This is a genomic window from Paenibacillus soyae, assembly GCF_024623455.1.
Classification (GTDB): Bacteria; Bacillota; Bacilli; order Paenibacillales; family Paenibacillaceae; genus Pristimantibacillus; species Pristimantibacillus soyae.
On the sequence record NZ_JANIPJ010000017.1, the window covers coordinates 149,527 to 167,593 of the forward strand.

General features: G+C 52.6%; 19 protein-coding genes and 1 pseudogene. 14 read left to right on the forward strand and 6 right to left on the reverse strand.

All coding sequences use genetic code 11. The features are described 5' to 3' along the window. Nucleotides 1–6 precede the first annotated feature (6 nt). Nucleotides 7–789 carry a prepilin peptidase gene (locus tag NQZ67_RS21765; RefSeq protein ID WP_257450018.1) on the forward strand — a complete coding sequence of 261 codons (783 nt, stop codon included), beginning with the start codon at nt 7–9 and terminating at the stop codon, nt 787–789. Here NQZ67_RS21765 and NQZ67_RS21770 read toward each other — a convergent pair. Both NQZ67_RS21770 and NQZ67_RS21775 read right to left on the reverse strand, forming a co-directional pair. Next, nucleotides 786–1,289, reverse strand: coding sequence for a hypothetical protein (locus NQZ67_RS21770; protein ID WP_257450020.1), 504 nt, complete (start codon nt 1,287–1,289; stop codon nt 786–788). The two genes, NQZ67_RS21765 and NQZ67_RS21770, sit on opposite strands and share 4 nt — an antisense overlap. A 15-nt stretch (nt 1,290–1,304) precedes the next feature. Beyond that, entirely contained in the window at nt 1,305–1,763 is a 459-nt protein-coding gene (locus tag NQZ67_RS21775) for a type IV pilus modification PilV family protein (RefSeq protein ID WP_257450022.1), read from the reverse strand. A 75-nt stretch (nt 1,764–1,838) separates the two neighbouring features. Here NQZ67_RS21775 and NQZ67_RS21780 point away from each other — a divergent pair, with 75 nt between their 5' ends. The 10 genes from NQZ67_RS21780 to NQZ67_RS21825 all read left to right on the forward strand — a co-directional run bounded on the left by NQZ67_RS21780 (nt 1,839) and on the right by NQZ67_RS21825 (nt 12,768). Then, nucleotides 1,839–3,647, forward strand: a complete 1,809-nt coding sequence (locus tag NQZ67_RS21780; protein WP_257450024.1) for a hypothetical protein — start codon at nt 1,839–1,841, stop codon at nt 3,645–3,647. A 32-nt stretch (nt 3,648–3,679) separates the two neighbouring features. Continuing rightward, a complete protein-coding gene (gene pilM / locus NQZ67_RS21785) occupies nt 3,680–4,738 on the forward strand; it encodes a type IV pilus biogenesis protein PilM (RefSeq protein WP_257450026.1) in 1,059 nt (352 codons plus the stop codon). Further along, on the forward strand, nt 4,735–5,340 hold the full coding sequence (locus NQZ67_RS21790; RefSeq protein ID WP_257450028.1) for a PilN domain-containing protein: 606 nt from the start codon (nt 4,735–4,737) through the stop codon (nt 5,338–5,340). Before pilM ends, NQZ67_RS21790 begins: the two co-directional genes overlap by 4 nt. Continuing rightward, nucleotides 5,327–5,959 (forward strand): hypothetical protein, encoded by a 633-nt coding sequence (locus NQZ67_RS21795; RefSeq protein ID WP_257450031.1) that lies wholly within the window; start codon nt 5,327–5,329, stop codon nt 5,957–5,959. The genes NQZ67_RS21790 and NQZ67_RS21795 overlap by 14 nt, the downstream gene beginning before the upstream one ends. A 196-nt stretch (nt 5,960–6,155) precedes the next feature. Next, nucleotides 6,156–7,226 carry a uroporphyrinogen decarboxylase gene (gene hemE, locus NQZ67_RS21800; protein WP_257450033.1) on the forward strand — a complete coding sequence of 357 codons (1,071 nt, stop codon included), beginning with the start codon at nt 6,156–6,158 and terminating at the stop codon, nt 7,224–7,226. After that, entirely contained in the window at nt 7,219–8,169 is a 951-nt protein-coding gene (hemH, locus tag NQZ67_RS21805; protein ID WP_257450035.1) for a ferrochelatase, read from the forward strand. Before hemE ends, hemH begins: the two co-directional genes overlap by 8 nt. A gap of 5 nt (nt 8,170–8,174) precedes the next feature. Then, nucleotides 8,175–9,593, forward strand: coding sequence for a protoporphyrinogen oxidase (gene hemY / locus NQZ67_RS21810; RefSeq protein WP_257450037.1), 1,419 nt, complete (start codon nt 8,175–8,177; stop codon nt 9,591–9,593). Between the two features lie 133 nt (nt 9,594–9,726). After that, nucleotides 9,727–11,031 (forward strand): CapA family protein, encoded by a 1,305-nt coding sequence (locus tag NQZ67_RS21815; protein WP_257450040.1) that lies wholly within the window; start codon nt 9,727–9,729, stop codon nt 11,029–11,031. Nucleotides 11,032–11,082: 51 nt separating this feature from the next. Continuing rightward, on the forward strand, nt 11,083–11,874 hold the full coding sequence (locus NQZ67_RS21820; protein ID WP_257450041.1) for a glycerophosphodiester phosphodiesterase: 792 nt from the start codon (nt 11,083–11,085) through the stop codon (nt 11,872–11,874). Nucleotides 11,875–11,898: 24 nt separating this feature from the next. After that, nucleotides 11,899–12,768 carry a DUF92 domain-containing protein gene (locus NQZ67_RS21825; protein ID WP_257450043.1) on the forward strand — a complete coding sequence of 290 codons (870 nt, stop codon included), beginning with the start codon at nt 11,899–11,901 and terminating at the stop codon, nt 12,766–12,768. Between the two features lie 147 nt (nt 12,769–12,915). On the opposite strand, the gene pepF is transcribed toward NQZ67_RS21825, so the two are convergent. The 3 genes from pepF to NQZ67_RS21840 all read right to left on the reverse strand — a co-directional run bounded on the left by pepF (nt 12,916) and on the right by NQZ67_RS21840 (nt 15,458). Then, complete coding sequence (gene pepF, locus NQZ67_RS21830; protein WP_257450073.1) at nt 12,916–14,718, reverse strand: oligoendopeptidase F; 1,803 nt, start codon at nt 14,716–14,718, stop codon at nt 12,916–12,918. A 208-nt stretch (nt 14,719–14,926) separates the two neighbouring features. Continuing rightward, complete coding sequence (locus NQZ67_RS21835; RefSeq protein WP_257450045.1) at nt 14,927–15,118, reverse strand: hypothetical protein; 192 nt, start codon at nt 15,116–15,118, stop codon at nt 14,927–14,929. A 106-nt stretch (nt 15,119–15,224) separates the two neighbouring features. Then, complete coding sequence (locus NQZ67_RS21840; protein WP_257450049.1) at nt 15,225–15,458, reverse strand: hypothetical protein; 234 nt, start codon at nt 15,456–15,458, stop codon at nt 15,225–15,227. A 149-nt stretch (nt 15,459–15,607) separates the two neighbouring features. Here NQZ67_RS21840 and NQZ67_RS21845 point away from each other — a divergent pair, with 149 nt between their 5' ends. The 3 genes from NQZ67_RS21845 (at nt 15,608) to NQZ67_RS21855 (ending at nt 17,595) form a co-directional block, all read left to right on the forward strand. Next, nucleotides 15,608–16,315: a methyltransferase domain-containing protein gene (locus tag NQZ67_RS21845; RefSeq protein WP_257450052.1), complete on the forward strand. Its 708-nt coding sequence runs from the start codon at nt 15,608–15,610 to the stop codon at nt 16,313–16,315. A 100-nt stretch (nt 16,316–16,415) separates the two neighbouring features. Then, nucleotides 16,416–16,613: a cold shock domain-containing protein gene (locus NQZ67_RS21850; protein ID WP_119598848.1), complete on the forward strand. Its 198-nt coding sequence runs from the start codon at nt 16,416–16,418 to the stop codon at nt 16,611–16,613. Nucleotides 16,614–16,923: 310 nt separating this feature from the next. After that, complete coding sequence (locus NQZ67_RS21855) at nt 16,924–17,595, forward strand: hypothetical protein (RefSeq protein WP_257450058.1); 672 nt, start codon at nt 16,924–16,926, stop codon at nt 17,593–17,595. 349 nt (nt 17,596–17,944) lie between these two features. Here NQZ67_RS21855 and NQZ67_RS30830 read toward each other — a convergent pair. Then, nucleotides 17,945–18,067: pseudogene (locus tag NQZ67_RS30830) on the reverse strand (IS256 family transposase); the annotation flags it as partial.

Here is an 18,067-nt window from a genome sequence, read left to right on the forward strand (position 1 = left end):
TGCTTAATGAATGAGCTGCAGCTTGTTGTTTTTCTAGTATTTGGGATCTTTATTACACCAATCCTCAACACAATCGCTATCCAGTGGGATAACAGGCTTTCGCCTGCTTATCCCCCCACTTATTGCACAAGCGGCACACATCTTGCCAGCCGTTGGTCTATAATGACGATCCCTGCCATCTTGTCTCAAACAAGGCGCCAATGCTCAACTTGTGGTAATGGCACTTGGTGGAGATATGCTATAGCAGAGCCAATTACGGGTCTGCTGTTTGTTTATTCGGCTTATTATTTTGGCTTTACTCCAGAGCTAATCGTTTCGCTCGTTTTTATCTCGGTGCTTGTCATCATCGTGCAGACCGATCTAACGGCGATGATTATTCCGAATAAAGTTGTGTTTCCAGCTGTGGCGCTGATGCTCGTATTTCGTCTTTTCATTCATCCCATGTCAATTGGCACCTATCTTTGGGGGGCAATCGCAGGAAGCGGAGCGCTTCTGCTAATCGGATTGCTGTCCGGGTGGATGTTCAAGAAGGAGAGCGTGGGCGGAGGCGACATCAAGCTGTATGTGTTTATCGGACTTGTGTTAGGCGTCAAGCTGACGCTATTGAGTTTATTTCTTGCGAGCATAGCGGGTTTAATTGGTGGAGTGGCGCTGCTGCTTGCGGGGAGATACGCGAAAGGCATGACGATTCCGTTCGGACCCTATATTGCGGTCGGTTCGGTCGCCGCTTATTGGTGGGGCGAACCGCTCGTTCAAAGCTACTTGCGATTCGCAGGGTTTGCAGGCTAACTATTCGGCGAATAAACCGTTGTGCTTGTCGTATGAACCTGATTGTTAGGCAGGTACATTTCAAGAGTTACTTCGACTTTGCTATCAAAAGTGTGAAAAACGATGTTTTTCACTTTATTTGAGAAGGTATGCGTCGCAGGTTCTGAAGCTAGTTCGCCTGCGTCGTTTTTTAACTGGTATTCAACGGTTAGGGTATTTGTCGCGGCATCAAATTTGTAATCAGCGAATTGACCTTCAACGACATCCTCCAGCCGCAAGTTGCTGCCGGTTCGACTCTCCAATGAAGGCGGGATCAAGCCTATTCTGACAGTGCCGACAATATGATTCATAATATCTCGAGATTGCTGAAGGGTTTGTTCTCTTTCGGATACTTGCTTTGTACCCAAGCTGGAATATTGAAGCATGTAGATCAGAGAGCCCAATATAAGCACCGTCAGCACAAGTACGCCAAGCACTTCGACTAATGTCAATCCTTTTTCGTTACGCAGCTGCTTGAACATGCTGATGGCTCCTTCCTAATGATAGAATTCGACGAAAGCGGTCACTTCAAACGTTTTGTTAGAAGCCAAATCAGTTGAACGGACCGTTATTTTACGGAATAGGTTGTCCAGATTAACGGATTTGTCCGCTGCTTGGGCAGAACCGAGTCCGGCTTGAGATGAAATAATATCGACCTTATAAGCGGGCGAGGAGCTGTTCGGGTAATAGACCGTCACGGGCTGCAACGAACGTAAACCCGACAGATTCAAGCTTTGTCCATATATAGTGACGGACGTGGTTGATTTCGGAAGCTCGTGCTTGATTTGCTCTAACGTATTGCGTGTAATAATAACCGATTGATCGGTTTTTTCATTATCCTTCGTATGAATGGAAGCTTGTTGAAGAATAAACGTAATGCCAAGTATCGCGATTCCGAGCAGGACGATGGATCCCAGCACCTCGATAAGCGTAAGTCCTCTCTGATTGCGCAGCATGTAAGATCCTCCTCACAATTGAAAGTAATCGCATTGGTTTACTCCAAGAATAATATGATAGCGGAGGTAAAGGCAATGTTTAATTATATTCCAGCCCAGAAGGGCGGGACGCTGATGATCGTTTTCGGATTCATCGTCACGTTGGCAATTGTCGTCACGCCGCTGGCGCTAAGCACGAATATCGGGCTGCTCCAGGCGAAAACGAACGGGCACACCGAGCAGGCGTACGCGGAAGCTTTGTCTTCTAAGGAAGTATTCGCCCGTCTATATGAGGACATGGCCCCAACAGCAAAAACCGAAGCCAATATAGTAGCTCTTATTCAGCAGGTTAATAACATCAATGCGCTTGATGCTCAAGCCTCGCCTGTTCGGGACAAAGATAATAAATTAATTGCCGTACGATTCGAAGGCGAAGCGGGAACAGGCAATCAAGCACGGGACAGTCAAGTCGTATACAAGATCAAAGGGATGTACGAGCAGAACGAGTTAGCGCCGTCGATTGCTCCGACTAGTGTTCCTACACCGACACCAACGCCGACTCCGGCGCCTACCTCGACGCCGATTCCTACGCCGGGGACGGGAATGAAGGTGCTGCTCAAAAATTCGACAACGCCGCAGAATAATAAGCTCTTCGCTGCATGTTATGTGCAGCCGGTAAATGGTCAAAGACTCCCGACATCGCATATTAACAACAGCTTTACGGACGCGCAGTTCCAGTCATGGTTCAATGCTTCCACCGACTATTATCTTTCCCAGGTTAGCCTAACAGGAACGGGCGCAAACACGTTCCAAGATAATCGATATAATACGGCTGCGGCATTGAACAATACGGTAACGGCATCGGAGCTTTCGGCTAAGCAAAGTCAAGCGGCCATCAAACATGCCGGTCCCGTAAAAATTGGCGGGAACACCTCTCAAGAAATTACTTCCGATTACGTCATTCAAAAAGACGCCGAAGGATACGGGATCCGAACGACTGGTAATTTAACATTCGCCGACATTATCAAAGCTAATGTCCTTATAAACGGAGTTGTAGAAGTTGGCGGGAATTTATCGGTAAGGGAAATTAAACCCGGCAAAACGTTAACGTTCAAAAATGATGTTTACGTCAGAGGCGACATGACGCTTGGCACGGGAGGAACGATAGATACCATAGTCGTCGAAGGCAATCTTGTGATCGGCGGGAAGCTGTTAACTTCCAATTCCCTAAACAAATTAATCGTAAAAGGCGATTTAATCGTTGCCGGAGACGTGACGATGGGCAATACCGTGCAGGTATGGCAGGTTGATCGAACATTGATGGTCAAGGGCAATTTCAACACCACCAACACTATTCATCGTTTCCAGGTCGGTGGCGATGTCGCCGTGAAAGGCAGCATGACCTTTCATAATACGGTATCGGAAACTTCCAATGGCATAGAAGGTGCGTTCTCCGTCGGGGGGTCTTTAAAGGTTTTTGGTTCGTTGGATTTGAAAAACACGATTTACAAATTAGCAGTGGCAGGAGATTTTCTCGTCAACAGCTACCTCAAATTCCACAACACTCTTGAAGGAACCGTCAACGTAGGCGGAACGCTGGCCACAGGCGGAGATATTACTTTCATGAATTCAGTAAAAAAAGATATTACAATCGGTAAAAACATAATCACCAAATCCAACCTGAAATTTGGCGATTGGTCGTTCATAGGCGGACTTAAACTCGGCGGATATTTGCTTGTTTATAAGGATGCTTATTTGCACGATCTTGCGAAGGATTGGCAAACGAATTCCATGGCCGGCTTTTATGTCGGAGGCACGACAACCTTTAATCCGCAATACGCGCAGAGCTGGTATACCGACGGTTTGGACAATGGGGGCACGCACGAGAGAATCTGTATTAAGTGATAATAAATGCTAACTAGAAGCCCTTGAGGAGGATGCAAGTGAAAGGTTCAATATTGCGAAGGCTGTCTAAGAGCTCGCAGAGTATTGGCATCGAAGTGACGGAAACCCATGTGAAAATTGCCGAAGCATCCAAAGCTTCTAACGAAAAAGCGGAGCTCTTAACATTTGTGAGCCTGGAACTTCCGGCTGGACTCATTGAAGACGGCAAAGTTAATGATTGGGTGCAGCTAGAGCACAAAATAAAAGAAGCGCTTGGAACCTCCCGTTTCAGCTCTAAAACCGTTCACTTCGCCATACCCAGCCAACTGGTTATGGTTCGCAGCCTAAGGCTGCCCGATATTGCCCACTTGGAATTAAGGAAGCTTATTCAATTCGAAATGAACAATAACTTTAGACTTGCTTTCGAGGATCCTTTTTACGATTTCGTAAAACTGCCTCGTTCCGATATGCGGGAAGAAGCAGGCGGCGAAAATAATAATCAACCTATGTGCGAGGTTATGGTCGTTGCCGCTCCCGTACAAGTGCTCAGGCAATACCGCCAGCTATTCGAATCATTGGGACTAGTTCCTTCCAGTTTCGAAATCGGGCCTTTCTCGTTGCTGCGATTAATGGAGAACAGCGGTCTGCTAGAGAATAATGTGCAAATCTTAGTGAACGTCAATGAAAGACAATGCGAAATTACAATTATATCCGATGGACATATGCAAATAACGCGGCATGTGGAAATTATTTTTAAATCGATTATCCAGGAACCCGCGGAAGGCCAAAACGAGAACGAGTGGTTAAACAGCTACTCCAGCCCGGAACAAACGTTTCATAACGGAGTGCTCGATTTAATCGCCGAAATTGAAAGACTTATGAACTTTTACAACTATACGCTAAATAACGGGCAGAAAATATTAAACAACATTCTATTGGCCGGAGATCTGCCAGAAATGATAAAGGTTCGGAATATTATGGCCCAGAACATGAATCAGCCCGTTCGGCTTATCGAATGGTCCGATCTCCATGTCACAGGCAGCCATACCGAATGGAAAGTGCACGAGCTTGCCATTCCGCTCGGACTAGCTCTCAGGGGGAATGAATCATGAAATCCATCAACTTATTGCCCCCGACAACCGTCAAACGTGCTGGACGTGCTCTAATCATCGTGCTAATTGCCGCCTTTATCGTTACGATGGGAGCTCAATTGTACGGCTATTTGAGGTGGAATAGCCAGACGGAATTGATGAAAATCAAGCTACAGCAAATCATTATCGAAGCGGAGCGAGTTCGCGACGAAGGAATTCCCCGTTCAGAGTATGATGCTTATCAGCAAGCGTTGAATTTGTTAAATCAACTGCAGTCCACTCGAAAGGATTGGATGCCTTACTTGGAAGCCGTCGTATCGCCGATTGGCAAGGATGTGCGAGTCAAATCGATTGCCTTAAGCAATGAATCATCGATATCTCTCGAAATGGACTTCCCAACCTTCGAGACTTCGCTCGCGTACGTGAAGGCGCTCGAATCGGATCCGGTGCTGAAAAACATCCGGTTGAAATCTTATTCGAAACAAATCGATGAAGAAACCGAATCGCAAACGGGCAGCGACGGACAATCGACGGTCAAGCAAGTGAATAAAGAGATTTTCAAAGTGATTATCAACATGGAGCTAACGGAGCAAAAAGGAGCAGAGGCGAATGGAGCAAAATAACCGTTTTTTATTGACTAGACGCAACACCCTCCTCCTCGCTCTGATGGTTGCCTACCTCGGCATAAATGCCGCCACATGGTTTTTTTTCGTAGCACCTGCCTATAAGGAGCATGACTCTCTCAAAGACGAAATCGCGCAAGCGGAGGGGCAATTGAACCAGCTGCGGAACGAATATGTAACGGATTCGATATCGGAGGAAATGCTGGAGGAGCTGGCCGGACAAATTCCGGATACATTCGAGGATTCCGCGGCTTTAGAGCAGGTTCTGACCGTAGGTCTGAAGTCTAAGGTGTTGACGGCTCACTTTGCGCAATCGTCAACATCATCGGCGGAAGATCAAACGGCCGGTACGGAAGCTCAGCAAGCCTCGAGTACATCGTTAGCCTATGATTTAGTGCTGGTCGGACATCTGGACAATCTCGTCTCGTACGTGGATAATATGCAGCAGTTCGAGCGGTTGTTCACGGTAAAAAGCTGGAGCTTCAACGAGTTGACGAAAGACGTCATCGAGCGGGACTATCCGGACATTTACGGTCATGCTTTCACCGATAAAAACAAAGAAATTCTTTCTTTGCATCTGACTGTCGAAACTTACGCGAAAAATACAACTGCGCAGTAAAAAGAAAGTGAAATTGAAAGAATATATAAGAATATATAAAGACAGGAGGCGTCTCCTGTCTTTATTTGATCTTCATGCAAAACCAGTTCGATTGTCATACTATTGTCATAGGAACAAGAGCTGGGGCGGTTGTTAGGGTAAGGGAAAAAGGGCATAATGGTAAGCAGACGAGATTACATAGAAAAGAGGAACGGGCATGTCTTATAACGACCGTTTCATTCGGGCAAGCCGGAAGGAACAAGTGGATCGCGTGCCGGTGTGGTATATGCGCCAGGCAGGGAGATACGATCCCGAATATCGCAAAATCAAAGAAAAATATTCATTGCTTGAAATATGCAAGCAGCCCGAGCTGGCTGCGGAAGTGACGCTTATGCCGGTGCGGAAGCTCGGCGTGGATGCCGCTATCTTGTATTCCGATATTATGAACCCTGTCGCTTCTATCGGCATAGATTTTGATATCGTGGCGAATGTGGGTCCGGTTATTCATAATCCGATTCAGTCGGCAGCCGACGTGGAGCGGCTGAAGCCGATCGATGTGGAGGGCGATCTCGGCCATGTGCTGGAGACGATCCGCATTCTGGACCGCGAGCTCGAAGTGCCGTTGATCACATTCGCGGGGGCGCCGTTCACGATCGCGAGTTATTTGATCGAGGGACGCCCTTCGAAAAATTATCTGCGCACGAAAGCGCTCATGTACGGCGAACCGAAGGTTTGGCATGAGCTGATGCGCAAGCTGGGCGACATGGTCATTGCTTATTTGCGCGCCCATATGGCGAACGGCGGCAAGGCGTTCCAGCTGTTCGACAGCTGGGTCGGGGCGTTGACGCCGGCGGATTTCCGCACGTTCGTGCTGCCGACGATCGAACGGATCTTCGAAGAGCTGTCGGATCTGCCGCAGCCGAAAATTTATTTCCCTGGCGTCAGCTCGGGCGAGCTGCTGCCGGAGCTGGGCAAGGTGAAAGCGAATGTCATCGGGCTGGATTGGCGCGTATCGATCGAGGAGGGCAGACGCCGGCTGAACCATCAGTACGCGGTGCAAGGCAACCTCGATCCGACGGTGCTGACGGCGCCGATGTCCGTCATCGAGAAATACGCGGCGGAAATCATCGACCAAGGCTTGCAGGAGCCGGGCTTTATTTTCAACCTGGGCCATGGTCTGTTCCCGGAGGCTTCCCTCGAGAAGCTGGCTGAGCTGACGAAGTTCATTCACGCTTATTCGGAGAAAGCGATCCAGTCGCAGCGTAAGGAGGAAGCGAAGCATGTCTAATCAGGAGAACAAAATCGGAGTTCTCGTCATGTCTTACGGCACGCCGGAATCAATGGACGATGTCGAGGCGTATTATACGCATATTAGGCGCGGTCATCCCCCGACGGCAGAGCAGCTCGCGGAGCTGACGGAACGGTATGAGGCGATCGTAGGCGGGGTGTTCCCGCTGAGAGAAAACACGAACGGCCAGGTGGCGGGACTGCAGGATAAGCTGGAGACGCTTGCTCCCGGACAGTATGCCTGCTTCCAAGGCCTTAAGCATGCTCGGCCTTATATCGAAGACGGTGTTGAAGAGATGGCGAAGGCCGGCATCCGCCGTGCGGTAGGCATCGTGCTCGCGCCTCATTATTCGGTCATGAGCGTTGGCAGCTATATGAAGCGCGCGAAGGAGAAGGCGGCAGAGCTTGGCATCGAAATGGCTTTCGTCGAGCAATACCATCTTCATCCGAAGCTGATCGTGGCGCTTAAGGAAAGAGTCCAAGACGGTTTGGCGTCGATCGCCAAGGCGGCCCACGCAGATACCGGAGTCAAAGTATTGTTCAGCGCCCACAGCCTGCCGGAGAAGATCCGGGAGATGGGCGATCCGTACGAGAAGCAGCTGCTTGAGACATCCGAAGCGGTAGCCAATGCGGCCGGCGCTGAAGACTGGCAGTTCACCTGGCAAAGCGCGGGCCGGACGAGAGAGCCTTGGCTGGGACCGGATATTCTGGATACCCTGGCCGAGCTTTCGGAGAAGGGCGTTAAGGCTGTACTGGTTGCGCCGGTCGGATTCGTGTCGGATCATCTCGAAGTGCTCTATGACCTTGATATCGAAGCGAAAGCGGAAGCGGCGAAGCTCGGCATTCATCTAGAGAGAATCGCGATGCTGAACCGGGATCCGCTGTATATGGAAACATTAGCCGAATCGGTCATCGCCAAGACGGCTCAGATTGGAAAGGGTTGAACGATATGCGGAGAACAGAAGCGATTGATCGAATTGTCATTATTGGCGGGGGGATCAGCGGACTGAGCTCCGCTTTTTATTTGCAGCGGGAAGCGGAGCGCCAAGGCAAGCCGGTTCATCTGACGATCGTCGATGCGGCTCCTTCCTTCGGCGGAAAAATCAATACGCTGCAGCGGGACGGGTTCGTCATCGAGAAGGGGCCGGATTCGTTCCTGGCCCGCAAGCAGGCGATGATCGACCTTGCCAAGGATCTCGGGTTGGAGGGCGAGCTGACCGCAACGAATCCGGCGGCCAAAAAAACGTACATCCTGCATAACCGAAAGCTCCATCCGATGCCACCGGGTCTCGTGCTTGGCATTCCGACGGAAATCGCGCCTTTCGTGAAGACAAGCCTGCTCTCCTGGGGTGGGAAGATGAGGGCGCTGCTCGATCTGGTAATGCCGGCTCGGCCGGCTGCGGGCGACGAATCGCTGGGCGGCTTCATAGAGCGGCGCGTGGGAACGCAGATTATGAGAAGAATCGCGGAGCCGCTTCTCGCCGGCATCTACGCCGGCGATCTGAAGAAGCTGAGCTTGAAGGCGACGTTCCCGCAGTTCGGCGATTCCGAGCGCAAGCATGGCAGTCTGATCCGCGGCATGATGGCGAACCGCAAAGCGACGGCGGCGGCCGCTTCGGCCAAAGCGAAGGGGAATACGTTCCTAACGTTCAAAGGCGGCTTGTCGACGGTCGTACGCGCGCTTAACGAAGCGCTTAACGGGACGGAACGCCGACTTGGCGTGAAGGCGTCTGCAATCAGGAAGGAAGACAGCGGGTATACAGTTGTTCTGGAGAACGGGGAGGAGCTGGCGGCCGACCGCATCGTTGTCACGACGCAGGCTTTCGCGGCGGCCGACCTCCTCGAACCGCTTGCGGACTGCAAGGAGCTGCGGAATATTCGATATGTGTCCGTCGCCAACGTCGTCATGGCGTTCGACAAAGAGACCTTCGGGCTCGATTTCGACGGCTCCGGCTTCGTCGTGCCGCGTTCGGAAGGACTTCATATTACCGCGTGCACGTGGACGTCGAGCAAATGGCTGCATACGAGCCCGCGGGACAAAGTGCTGCTGCGCTGTTATGTCGGCCATTCCGAGGATCAGGAAAGCGTGAAGCTGCCGGACGATCAGCTCATCGCCGCCGTTCGCAGGGATATCCGGGATACGATGGGCATTACGGCGGAGCCGATGTTTACGGAAATTACGCGGCTCCATGATTCGATGCCGCAATACCCGGTCGGGCATATCGACAGCATGAACGCGCTTCGGGACAGGCTGGGGAGAGAGCTGCCCGGAATCTGGGTAACGGGGGCCGCGTTCGACGGCGTCGGCTTGCCGGATTGCGTCAGACAAGGGAAGGAAGCGGCTGCCGAGCTGCTTCGCGAACTCTAAAAATATAACCGTTTCATACACGTCCCGTTGATGGATTCTCATGAAGTTGGTCTATCGCAATGGGGCATGGAAACGTTATAATGAGGAAGTCTAGCAGATGGACAAGTCATCTATCAGCCAAAGGAGTCTTCCTATGTCATTATCCAGATCGGAATCGCGGCAGAAGGAAAAAGCGCAGCGGGATAATCGTCGCCGCCGCGCTTTTAGTCTTTCTTTGATTGCCGCGGGTTCTATTATTCTATTAACAGGCGTTGGAATCACAGTGAATCAAACGGGATTGACCGATTGGTTCGGAGGCGGCGCGAAGAGCGGCAGCGGGCAAACGGCGGACGGATCGAATCGTAACGATGCCGACGCGGGGGGAGCCGGCAGTATCGCCGTGACGGAAACGCCGGACGCCGGTGAGGCAACGCCGGCCCCGGAGCCAACGGACAATGGGGACGCGAGCCCTCCTAGCTCGATGCCGGAGGAGGAACCGGTTGACGGCGAAGCCGAAGAACGAGTCAGCTTATCGTTTGTCGGCGACATGCTGCCTGGCGAGTACATTGCCGATATTATGGCGCAGAATGGCTATGATTTTCCCTACCAGAAAGCGCTTCTCTATTTAAGCGAGCCCGATCTTATGGTCGGCAACCTGGAATTGCCAATTACGACTCGCGGAACCCCGGTCGAGGGTACTCCGTATGTATACAAGGGATCGCCGGAAACCCTTCCCGCCATGCGTGACGCAGGCTTCGATGTCATGAGCTTGGCGAACAACCATGCGCTGGATCAAGGGCTCGAAGGCATGCGGGATACGATGAAGCATTTGACGGATGCCGGTATCGGATTCATGGGCGTCGGGGAGAACGACAAAGAGGCTTTTGCCCCGCTCATCCGGGAAACGAAAGGCGTGAAGGTCGCGTTCATCGGCGTCAGCGAGGTCATCCCGTTCGCGGGGATGAAAGCGGACAGCAACGTGCCCGGCATCGCGGAGACTTACGAAACGACAAGAGCGGTTGCTTCCATTAAGAGCGCGACCGACGAAGCGGACATCGTCGTCGTAATGGTGCATTGGGGCGAAGACGGCAAGGATACTCCGGAGAACTACCAGAAGAACATGGCAAGAGCGTACATCGACGCCGGCGCCGATCTTGTTATTGGCAGCCATCCACATGTTCTTCAAGGATTCGAAAGGTATAAAGGCAAATGGATCGCATACAGTTTAGGGAACTTCGTTTATGCTTCGAATCCATCAGGTGCACACGGGGAAACCGGAGTGCTCGACGCGGTATGCGGCCCAGAAGGGGATTGCGAGCTGAAGTTTAATCCGATGCAAGTCATCCAATCACAGCCTACCCCTCTGGAAGGGGATTTGGCCGTAGCGTTGCTGAGCCGATTATCTTCGATCTCCATCGGAGCCGAAGTGAGAAGCGACGGCTCTATCGTCCAGCAGTAACTTTACAATCAGACAGCAGGAGCTCGCAACAGGCGAAAGGAAGGTTAGAGCATGAGAAATCCGTGCGTCGCGCATCGTGGCTGTTCAGGCCGCGCGCCGGAAAACACGATGGCCGCATTCCGGATGGCATGGGATGCCCACGACGTCTCGTGGATTGAATTGGACGTACAGTTAAGCAGAGACGCCGTGCCCGTTGTGATCCACGACTACAATTTGCGCAGAACGACGAACGGCAGAGGAGAGGTTCGCGATTGGACGGCGGCGGAGCTGGCATCCCTGGATGCGGGCAGCTGGTTCTCGCCAGCGTTCAAAGGCGAATCGATTCCGACGCTGGACGAGGTTCTGAGGGAAGGCGCGGGACGGACCAAATTCAACATCGAGCTGAAGACGGACGGCGTCCGTTATCCCTATATCGAGGAGAAGGCGCTCGAGAGGGTGCTGGAGCACGGGCTTCAGGACGATGTCGTCTTTACTTCGTTCCATCTCGGCACGCTGCACCGCTTGCGAAAGCTGTCGAAGACGGTTCGGATCGGGCTAATTCTGGATGGATGGAGAAGCACGCTTCTTCATGAGCTTCGCGAGCTGCAATCGGATTTTCTCTCTATCTCCTACTCGAAGCTGAACAGGGAGAGAGTTCAGCTCCTCAGAGAAGCCGGCATTCAGACGATGGCCTGGACCGTGAACGAGAAACGCGCCATCCGCAAGGTCGCGGAGCTGGATTCCGAGCTTATGATATGCACGAACTATCCGGATCGTTGGCGCGAGGTCATGACGGCGGGAGTCGGGCTGCTCGGATCTTCAACCAATTCGAGGCTGGGCGCTTCCAGGTGGTTCAGGCTTTAGGACGGGGAAAGGAAGTAGTGCACTATGGCAGGGATTATCGATGAATGGTGGTTGCGGCTGCTGATCGGGCTTCTCTTCAGCGGCCTCGCCGCCGCAGCGGCATACCGATCTCGCTCGCTGTCGGGCTCGGGCGCGTTGTCAGCCGTCATCATGGGAACGGGATTCGTTACGCTAGGCGAGCCGGTGTGGTTCGGCGTGCTGATCGCTTTCTTCTTGTCTTCGACGTTCTGGTCGAAGTGGAAGCGGCATGCGCGGACGAAGTCGGAGGCCGAGGCGAAATATCAGAAGACCGGCCGCCGCGACGCCGGACAAGTATGGGCGAACGGCGGAGTCGGCCTGCTGCTGTGCGCCGCCTATGCGGTATGGCCCGATGAGGGGTGGCTGTACGCCTATATCGGCGTCATGGCCGCCGTCAACGCAGACACCTGGGCCACCGAGATCGGGGCCCTCAGCCGTACGGCGCCGCGATCGATCGTGAGCGGCAAGCCGGTCAGTCCCGGCACGAGCGGCGGCGTCACGCCGCTCGGCAGCGCAGCCGCGCTCGCGGGCGCCGCGTTCATCGGCGCCGTCGCCGCGCTGCTGCTGGCGCTGCCGCAGCAGGCTGACGCCGCTGCGGGCGCGCTTGGCGGCGGAGCCGCAGCGGCGGCAGGGATCATCGCCGCTGCGGCCGCCGCCGGCCTGGCCGGGGCCTTCGCCGACTCGCTGCTCGGCGCCACCGGCCAGGCCATGTTTCGCTGCCAGGTATGCGGCAGCGAAACCGAGCGCGCCGAGCATTGCGGTCGCGCGGCGCGGCATTTGCGCGGCTTCGCCGCGCTCGACAACGACAGGGTGAACCTCCTGTCGTCGCTCGTGGCCGGCCTGCTGGCGTGGGCCATCGGCCAGCTGCTACTCTAGCCTTGCGGCGAGAGAGCATGCCTTTGGCTTGCTCGCAGCCTCGCTTTGGATTCGCAGCCTCGCAATAGATTGCGGAGCCAGTACCAAGCCGCAGCACACAAATAAAAACCGCCTCAAGGCCATTAGGCCCGAGGCGGTTTTTGTGTTTTATTTCACTTTTCCGCTTGTCAGCTCTTCCATCTGTCCGATCAAATCCTCGAACACGCTCATCGCTTGCTCGATCGGCTCCGGCGAAGACATGTCGACGCCGGCCTTCTTCAGGATGTTGATCGAGAAGTCGCTGCCGCCGCTCTTCAGGAAGCCGAGGTAACGCTCGACGGCCGGTTCGCCTTCTTCGAGAATTTGCTTCGAGAAGCTGGTTGCCGCGGAGAAGCCCGTCGCGTATTTATACACATAGAAGCTGTTGTAGAAATGCGGAATCCGAGCCCACTCCATCTCGATGTCCTGGTCGACGACCATGCCGTCTCCGTAGTAGAGCTTGTTGAGATCGTAATAAATTTTGCTGAGCTCCTGCGGAGTGAGCGATTCGCCCGCTTCGGCGCGCTCGTGCACGATTTTCTCGAACTCGGCGAACATCGTCTGGCGGAACACCGTCGTGCGGAATTGATCCGCATAGTAGGTGAGCAGGTACATTTTTTCCTTGTCGTCCGTCGATTTGCCCAGCAAATAGTCCATCAGAAGCGCCTCGTTCAGCGTCGACGCCACTTCCGCCAGGAAAATCGTATACTGCGCGTCCCGATAATTTTGCGTGTTATCGGAGTAATACGAATGCAGCGCGTGGCCCATCTCGTGCGTAAGGGTGAACATGCTGTTCAGGTTATCCTTGTGGTTCAGCAGCACGTAAGGATGCGTGCCGTACGCGCCCCAGCTGTATGCTCCGCTGCGCTTGCCTTCGTTCTCGTACACGTCAATCCAGCCCTGATCGTAGCCTTCCTGCAGTACGTTAAGGTAGTCCTCGCCAAGCGGCTTGAGGCTTTCCTTAATCGTTTTCTTCGCGTCCTCGTAGCTGATTTCCATATCGAATTCCTCTACAAGCGGCGCGAACAGATCGTACATATGCAGCTCATCCACGCCAAGCAGCCGTTTGCGTAGCTCCATATAGCGGTGCATCAGAGGGAGATGCTTGTGGATCGTATCGATCAGGTTCGTATACACTTCCTTCGGAATGTTGTCGCCATACAGCGACATGCCGAGGACGGAATCGTATTTGCGGGCCTTCGCGTAAAAAATATTTTTGCTCACGTTCGCGTTTAACGTCGACGCCAACGTGTTTTTTAGCTTGCCGTATGTATCGTACATCGCCTTGAATGCGTCCTGCCGAACCTGACGGTTTTTGCTCTCCAGGAACTGGATGTAGCGGCCGTGCGAAAGCTCGACTTCCTCGCCCTTTTCGTTTTTCACCTTCGGAAACTTGAGGTCGGCGTTGTTCAGCATGCCAAAAATCGTGCTCGGTGCGGAGCTGACGTTGCCGACTTGGGCAAGCAGCGCTTCTTCGTTTTTGGACAGTACGTGCGCCTTCTGCCGTCTCATTTCCTCCAGCGTGTGGCGATACTTCGCCAGCGACTCGTTTTTGATCATCGCGTCCAGATCGGCATCCGACAGGCTTAGCACCTCCGGCGTGACAAACGACAACGCTTCGCCTGTTTCGACGCTCAGCTTCTTGGATTTGTCGGACAACGCCTGGAAGCCAGGCTCCGCCGTATCCTCATGATGGCGCATATTCGCATAGACGTACAGACGCTCTACATGAAGCGACAATTCGTCCTCAAGCTCGAAGCAAGCCTTCAGCTGCGCGGGGTCGCTCAATTTGCCTTGGAATTCCGCCGCTTTCTTCATCAGTTGTTTGGCTTCGGCGTATTCCTTGTCCCAAGCTGCTTGATCCGGGAACAAATCTTCCAGCTTCCAGCGGTGCTCCGCCGCCGTTTCGGAACGTTTCGGTAGGTTGCTCATCGTCGAATTCCTCCTTGGATTGGATGGGATGGATTGCTTGGGTTTGTCTGCGTAATCGCCGCTGTGGACCAGACGTTGATCGGAAGCGACTCCTTGCGTCAACGTAACCGCCAGAAGCAGGGGCAGCCATTTCATCGGAGCATCACCTCTCGAAGCATAGTTTGTCTGTACTATGTCCCGAGCCGGCGACTATTATCCAAGGATTGGCCTAAACGGTCCCCGTTCCCATCGTAAACAACGCGTATACAATGAGGAAAAACGCAAACGCGATCATCGCGATCGAAAATAAAGCCAGCCATCTGCGCATCTTTGGCGGTATGGCTTCGCGCTTCATGATGACGACGGCGCCCAGGCAGAACGCCGCGATTATAAAAATGATGGAAGAAGTCATCGCATCCATGCTGTCTCATCAGCCCCTTATCGTTAACTATGCGATCCGCCGTATCGTTATGTTCGCTAACGCGGCGTCGTTTTCCTTTTTTTCGGGAAAAAGACTGCTGCCAGCGTTATACTTCCTTCAGCGCGTTCAAAATCGCTTCCCGTTCTTCTTCCCGGCCGACGAAATCTTCGGCGCGGTAGCGGTTCTCCGCCCAGTGCATCAATTGCGGGCGGCTGACGAAGGTATGGCATTCCTCGCCCCATTGATCGCTGATTTCGCGGACGATTAACGTTTTGCCCTGCACCTCGACGGTCAGCATGTTATATTTGTCCGTTTTATAAATTTGATGTTTTTTGAACATGGTAAATTCCACCTTTTTTATAGCGTATTATGGTATAGTTATCATCATAGCCATTCTGGCTTTGGTAATCAATACGGACCAGGCCGAATGTGCCGTTCCAGCCGAGCTGAGCTGAGCTGAGATGAGACGAGTAGAGGAGAGGGAACAGAATGAAGCAGAGTTATTACGAGCAGGTCGGCGTTGCCATGACGTGCAGAGGCTTCGCGGAGTATGAGGCGATGTTTGGTCTAAGGGAAGAAGAGCTAAGGAGAGGGCCGATTCTCGATGTGGCGGCCGGCGGTTCTTCGTTCACGGCCGAGGCGCGGGCGAGAGGCTTCGAGACTTATGCGGTTGACCCGAGATACGAGGGAGATGTCAGTCGCTGGATTGAAGAAGCGCGTGAAGAAATTGAAGTCTCGACAGCGAAGCTGGACGCCCTCAAGGAGAAATTCGACTGGAGCTACTATGGCTCAATCGATCGTCACCGGGAAGGCAGAATCGTTTCGCTCGACCAGTTTGCGGGTCACGTGCATTCGGAGAGCGGTCCTTCGATCTACAGCGGCGGAGCGCTGCCGGAGCTTCCTTTTGCGGATGACTCGTTTGCGATCGTGTTGTGCAGCCACTTCTTGTTTCTATATGCGGAGCAGTTCGGGCAAGCTTTCCATAAGGAATCGGTTCGGGAATTGATGCGCGTTTGCAAGCCGGGCGGCATCGTCCGGATCTACCCGCTAATCAGCTTGAAATGGGAGCCTTATGAAGGACTGGAGGAGCTGATGGAGCTGGTGCGAGCCGAGGGAGGAACACCCGCCCTTCGCGATTCCCGACTGCCTTTCATTCCGGGGTCGAATCAGATGCTGGAAATTAGAATGAACTCCTAATTTCTGTTTAATTTCACTGGAATTGCTTTTTGGAATTCGGATCGGTATAATGATCTCACGTTGTCCTGAGACAACGGAACTATCTAGGAGGTCATGCACGTTGAAGGGAACAGTGAAATGGTTTAACGCAGAGAAAGGCTATGGTTTTATTCAAGTGGAGGACGGAGAAGACGTTTTTGTCCACTACTCTGCGATTCAAGGCGACGGCTTTAAGTCACTGGAAGAAGGCCAGGCGGTTGAGTTCGACATTACCGAAGGCAATCGCGGCGCTCAAGCGGCCAACGTCCATAAACTATAGGTTTATCGGATCAAAGCGTACGACCCATGAATCGAAGGCTCCCCGTCGGGGGGCCTTTGCTATTTTGACGGTTGTTATCGACGATCTCTAAGACGAATATGGCAATATAGCTCAATCCGAAAGGGCCTGTTGTTGTAATTGTATTTTTCGTGAAGCTTGTTTTCGATATCGTTAGTTTTGTGTTAACATGAAAGCAATACGGGTTCCGCGCAAAGCATGCGCTGTTTGTCTCTTCGAGACGGGCAGCGCTTTTTTTTGCTTTTGCGACTGGTGCCTTGTTATGCATCGTATGTCTAGGAGGGGATGGGGAATGGTTGTCCACGCTGAATTTGAAAGAGAATTTAGCCGATTTCTGGAGCAGCAGAAGATTATGGCGAACGCGAGGAGAGCGGAGATGCTGGAGAAGGATCTGACGGGTACGAAAAAAATGATGCTGGAATTGCTTTGGCCCGTTTTTCGCAACTTCGAGGGCTTCGAATTAGAGCATGAGCTCAAAGGAGCTAACGGTGTCAGCATTTTCATTGATGCTTTCTACGCACCGCTGAGACTGGCCTTCGAATGCGAAGGCTTCACCTCGCACGCGGAGACGATCCCGCGACGCCGCTTCAATTTCGAGAAGCATCGCGTTCGCCTCATGCTGCGTCAGGACATCTATTATGTTCCATTTACCTGGGACTATCTCGATGACAGCAGCCGTACGAATATTACAGATCTAAAAGAGCTTATAGCGAAACGGTCGAGCAGGTTGCTACTAAGCAGCACACTCTCCGTGTATGAGAGGGAAGTTATTCGTGCATTTGGCGCTTCACAACAACCCTTTAACACATCGAACGTGTGCCAGCTTCTTGATAAGAAAACAACCTTCTGTCAAAAGGTAATAAAGTCATTGATCGAAAAGAAACTGGTGAAACCCTATCGTTCAGGCTTGGAACGAAACCATGTGTATGTAGTTGAGGTTGGTGCTTTACAGTTTTTATCGTAGTGTGCGAGAGACGAAAAAAGGTGCTGATGGGTGCAGTCTGAAGTAAATAAGCGTGCTAGAAACGTCTAAATGTGCTGATAGGTACGGTCTGAAGTAAATAAGCGTGCCAGAAACGTCTAAAGGTGCTGATGGGTGCGGCCTGAAGTAAATAAGCGTGCCAGAAACGTCTAAAGGTGCTAATGGGTGCGGTCTGAAAGTAAATAAGCGTGCCAGAAACGTCTAATGGTGCTGATGGGGGTAGCGTCAAGAATGTTGTGTAGTAGGTTTTTCCATCGGGACGATGGATTTGTTTTTAGTTGGTGGTGGTTTGCTGGGGGGCTCCGCCCCCAGCAAACCACCGGCTAGCGTCTTACGTTTCTTCTTTCGTCCGCAGTGGACCGTACCTTGCCATAAACATTTCTTCAAAGGCAGCCTTTGTTCTCGGATCTGCAAAACCACGAATCGCTCTGCCGAACCATTTCTCGTTGTAGTC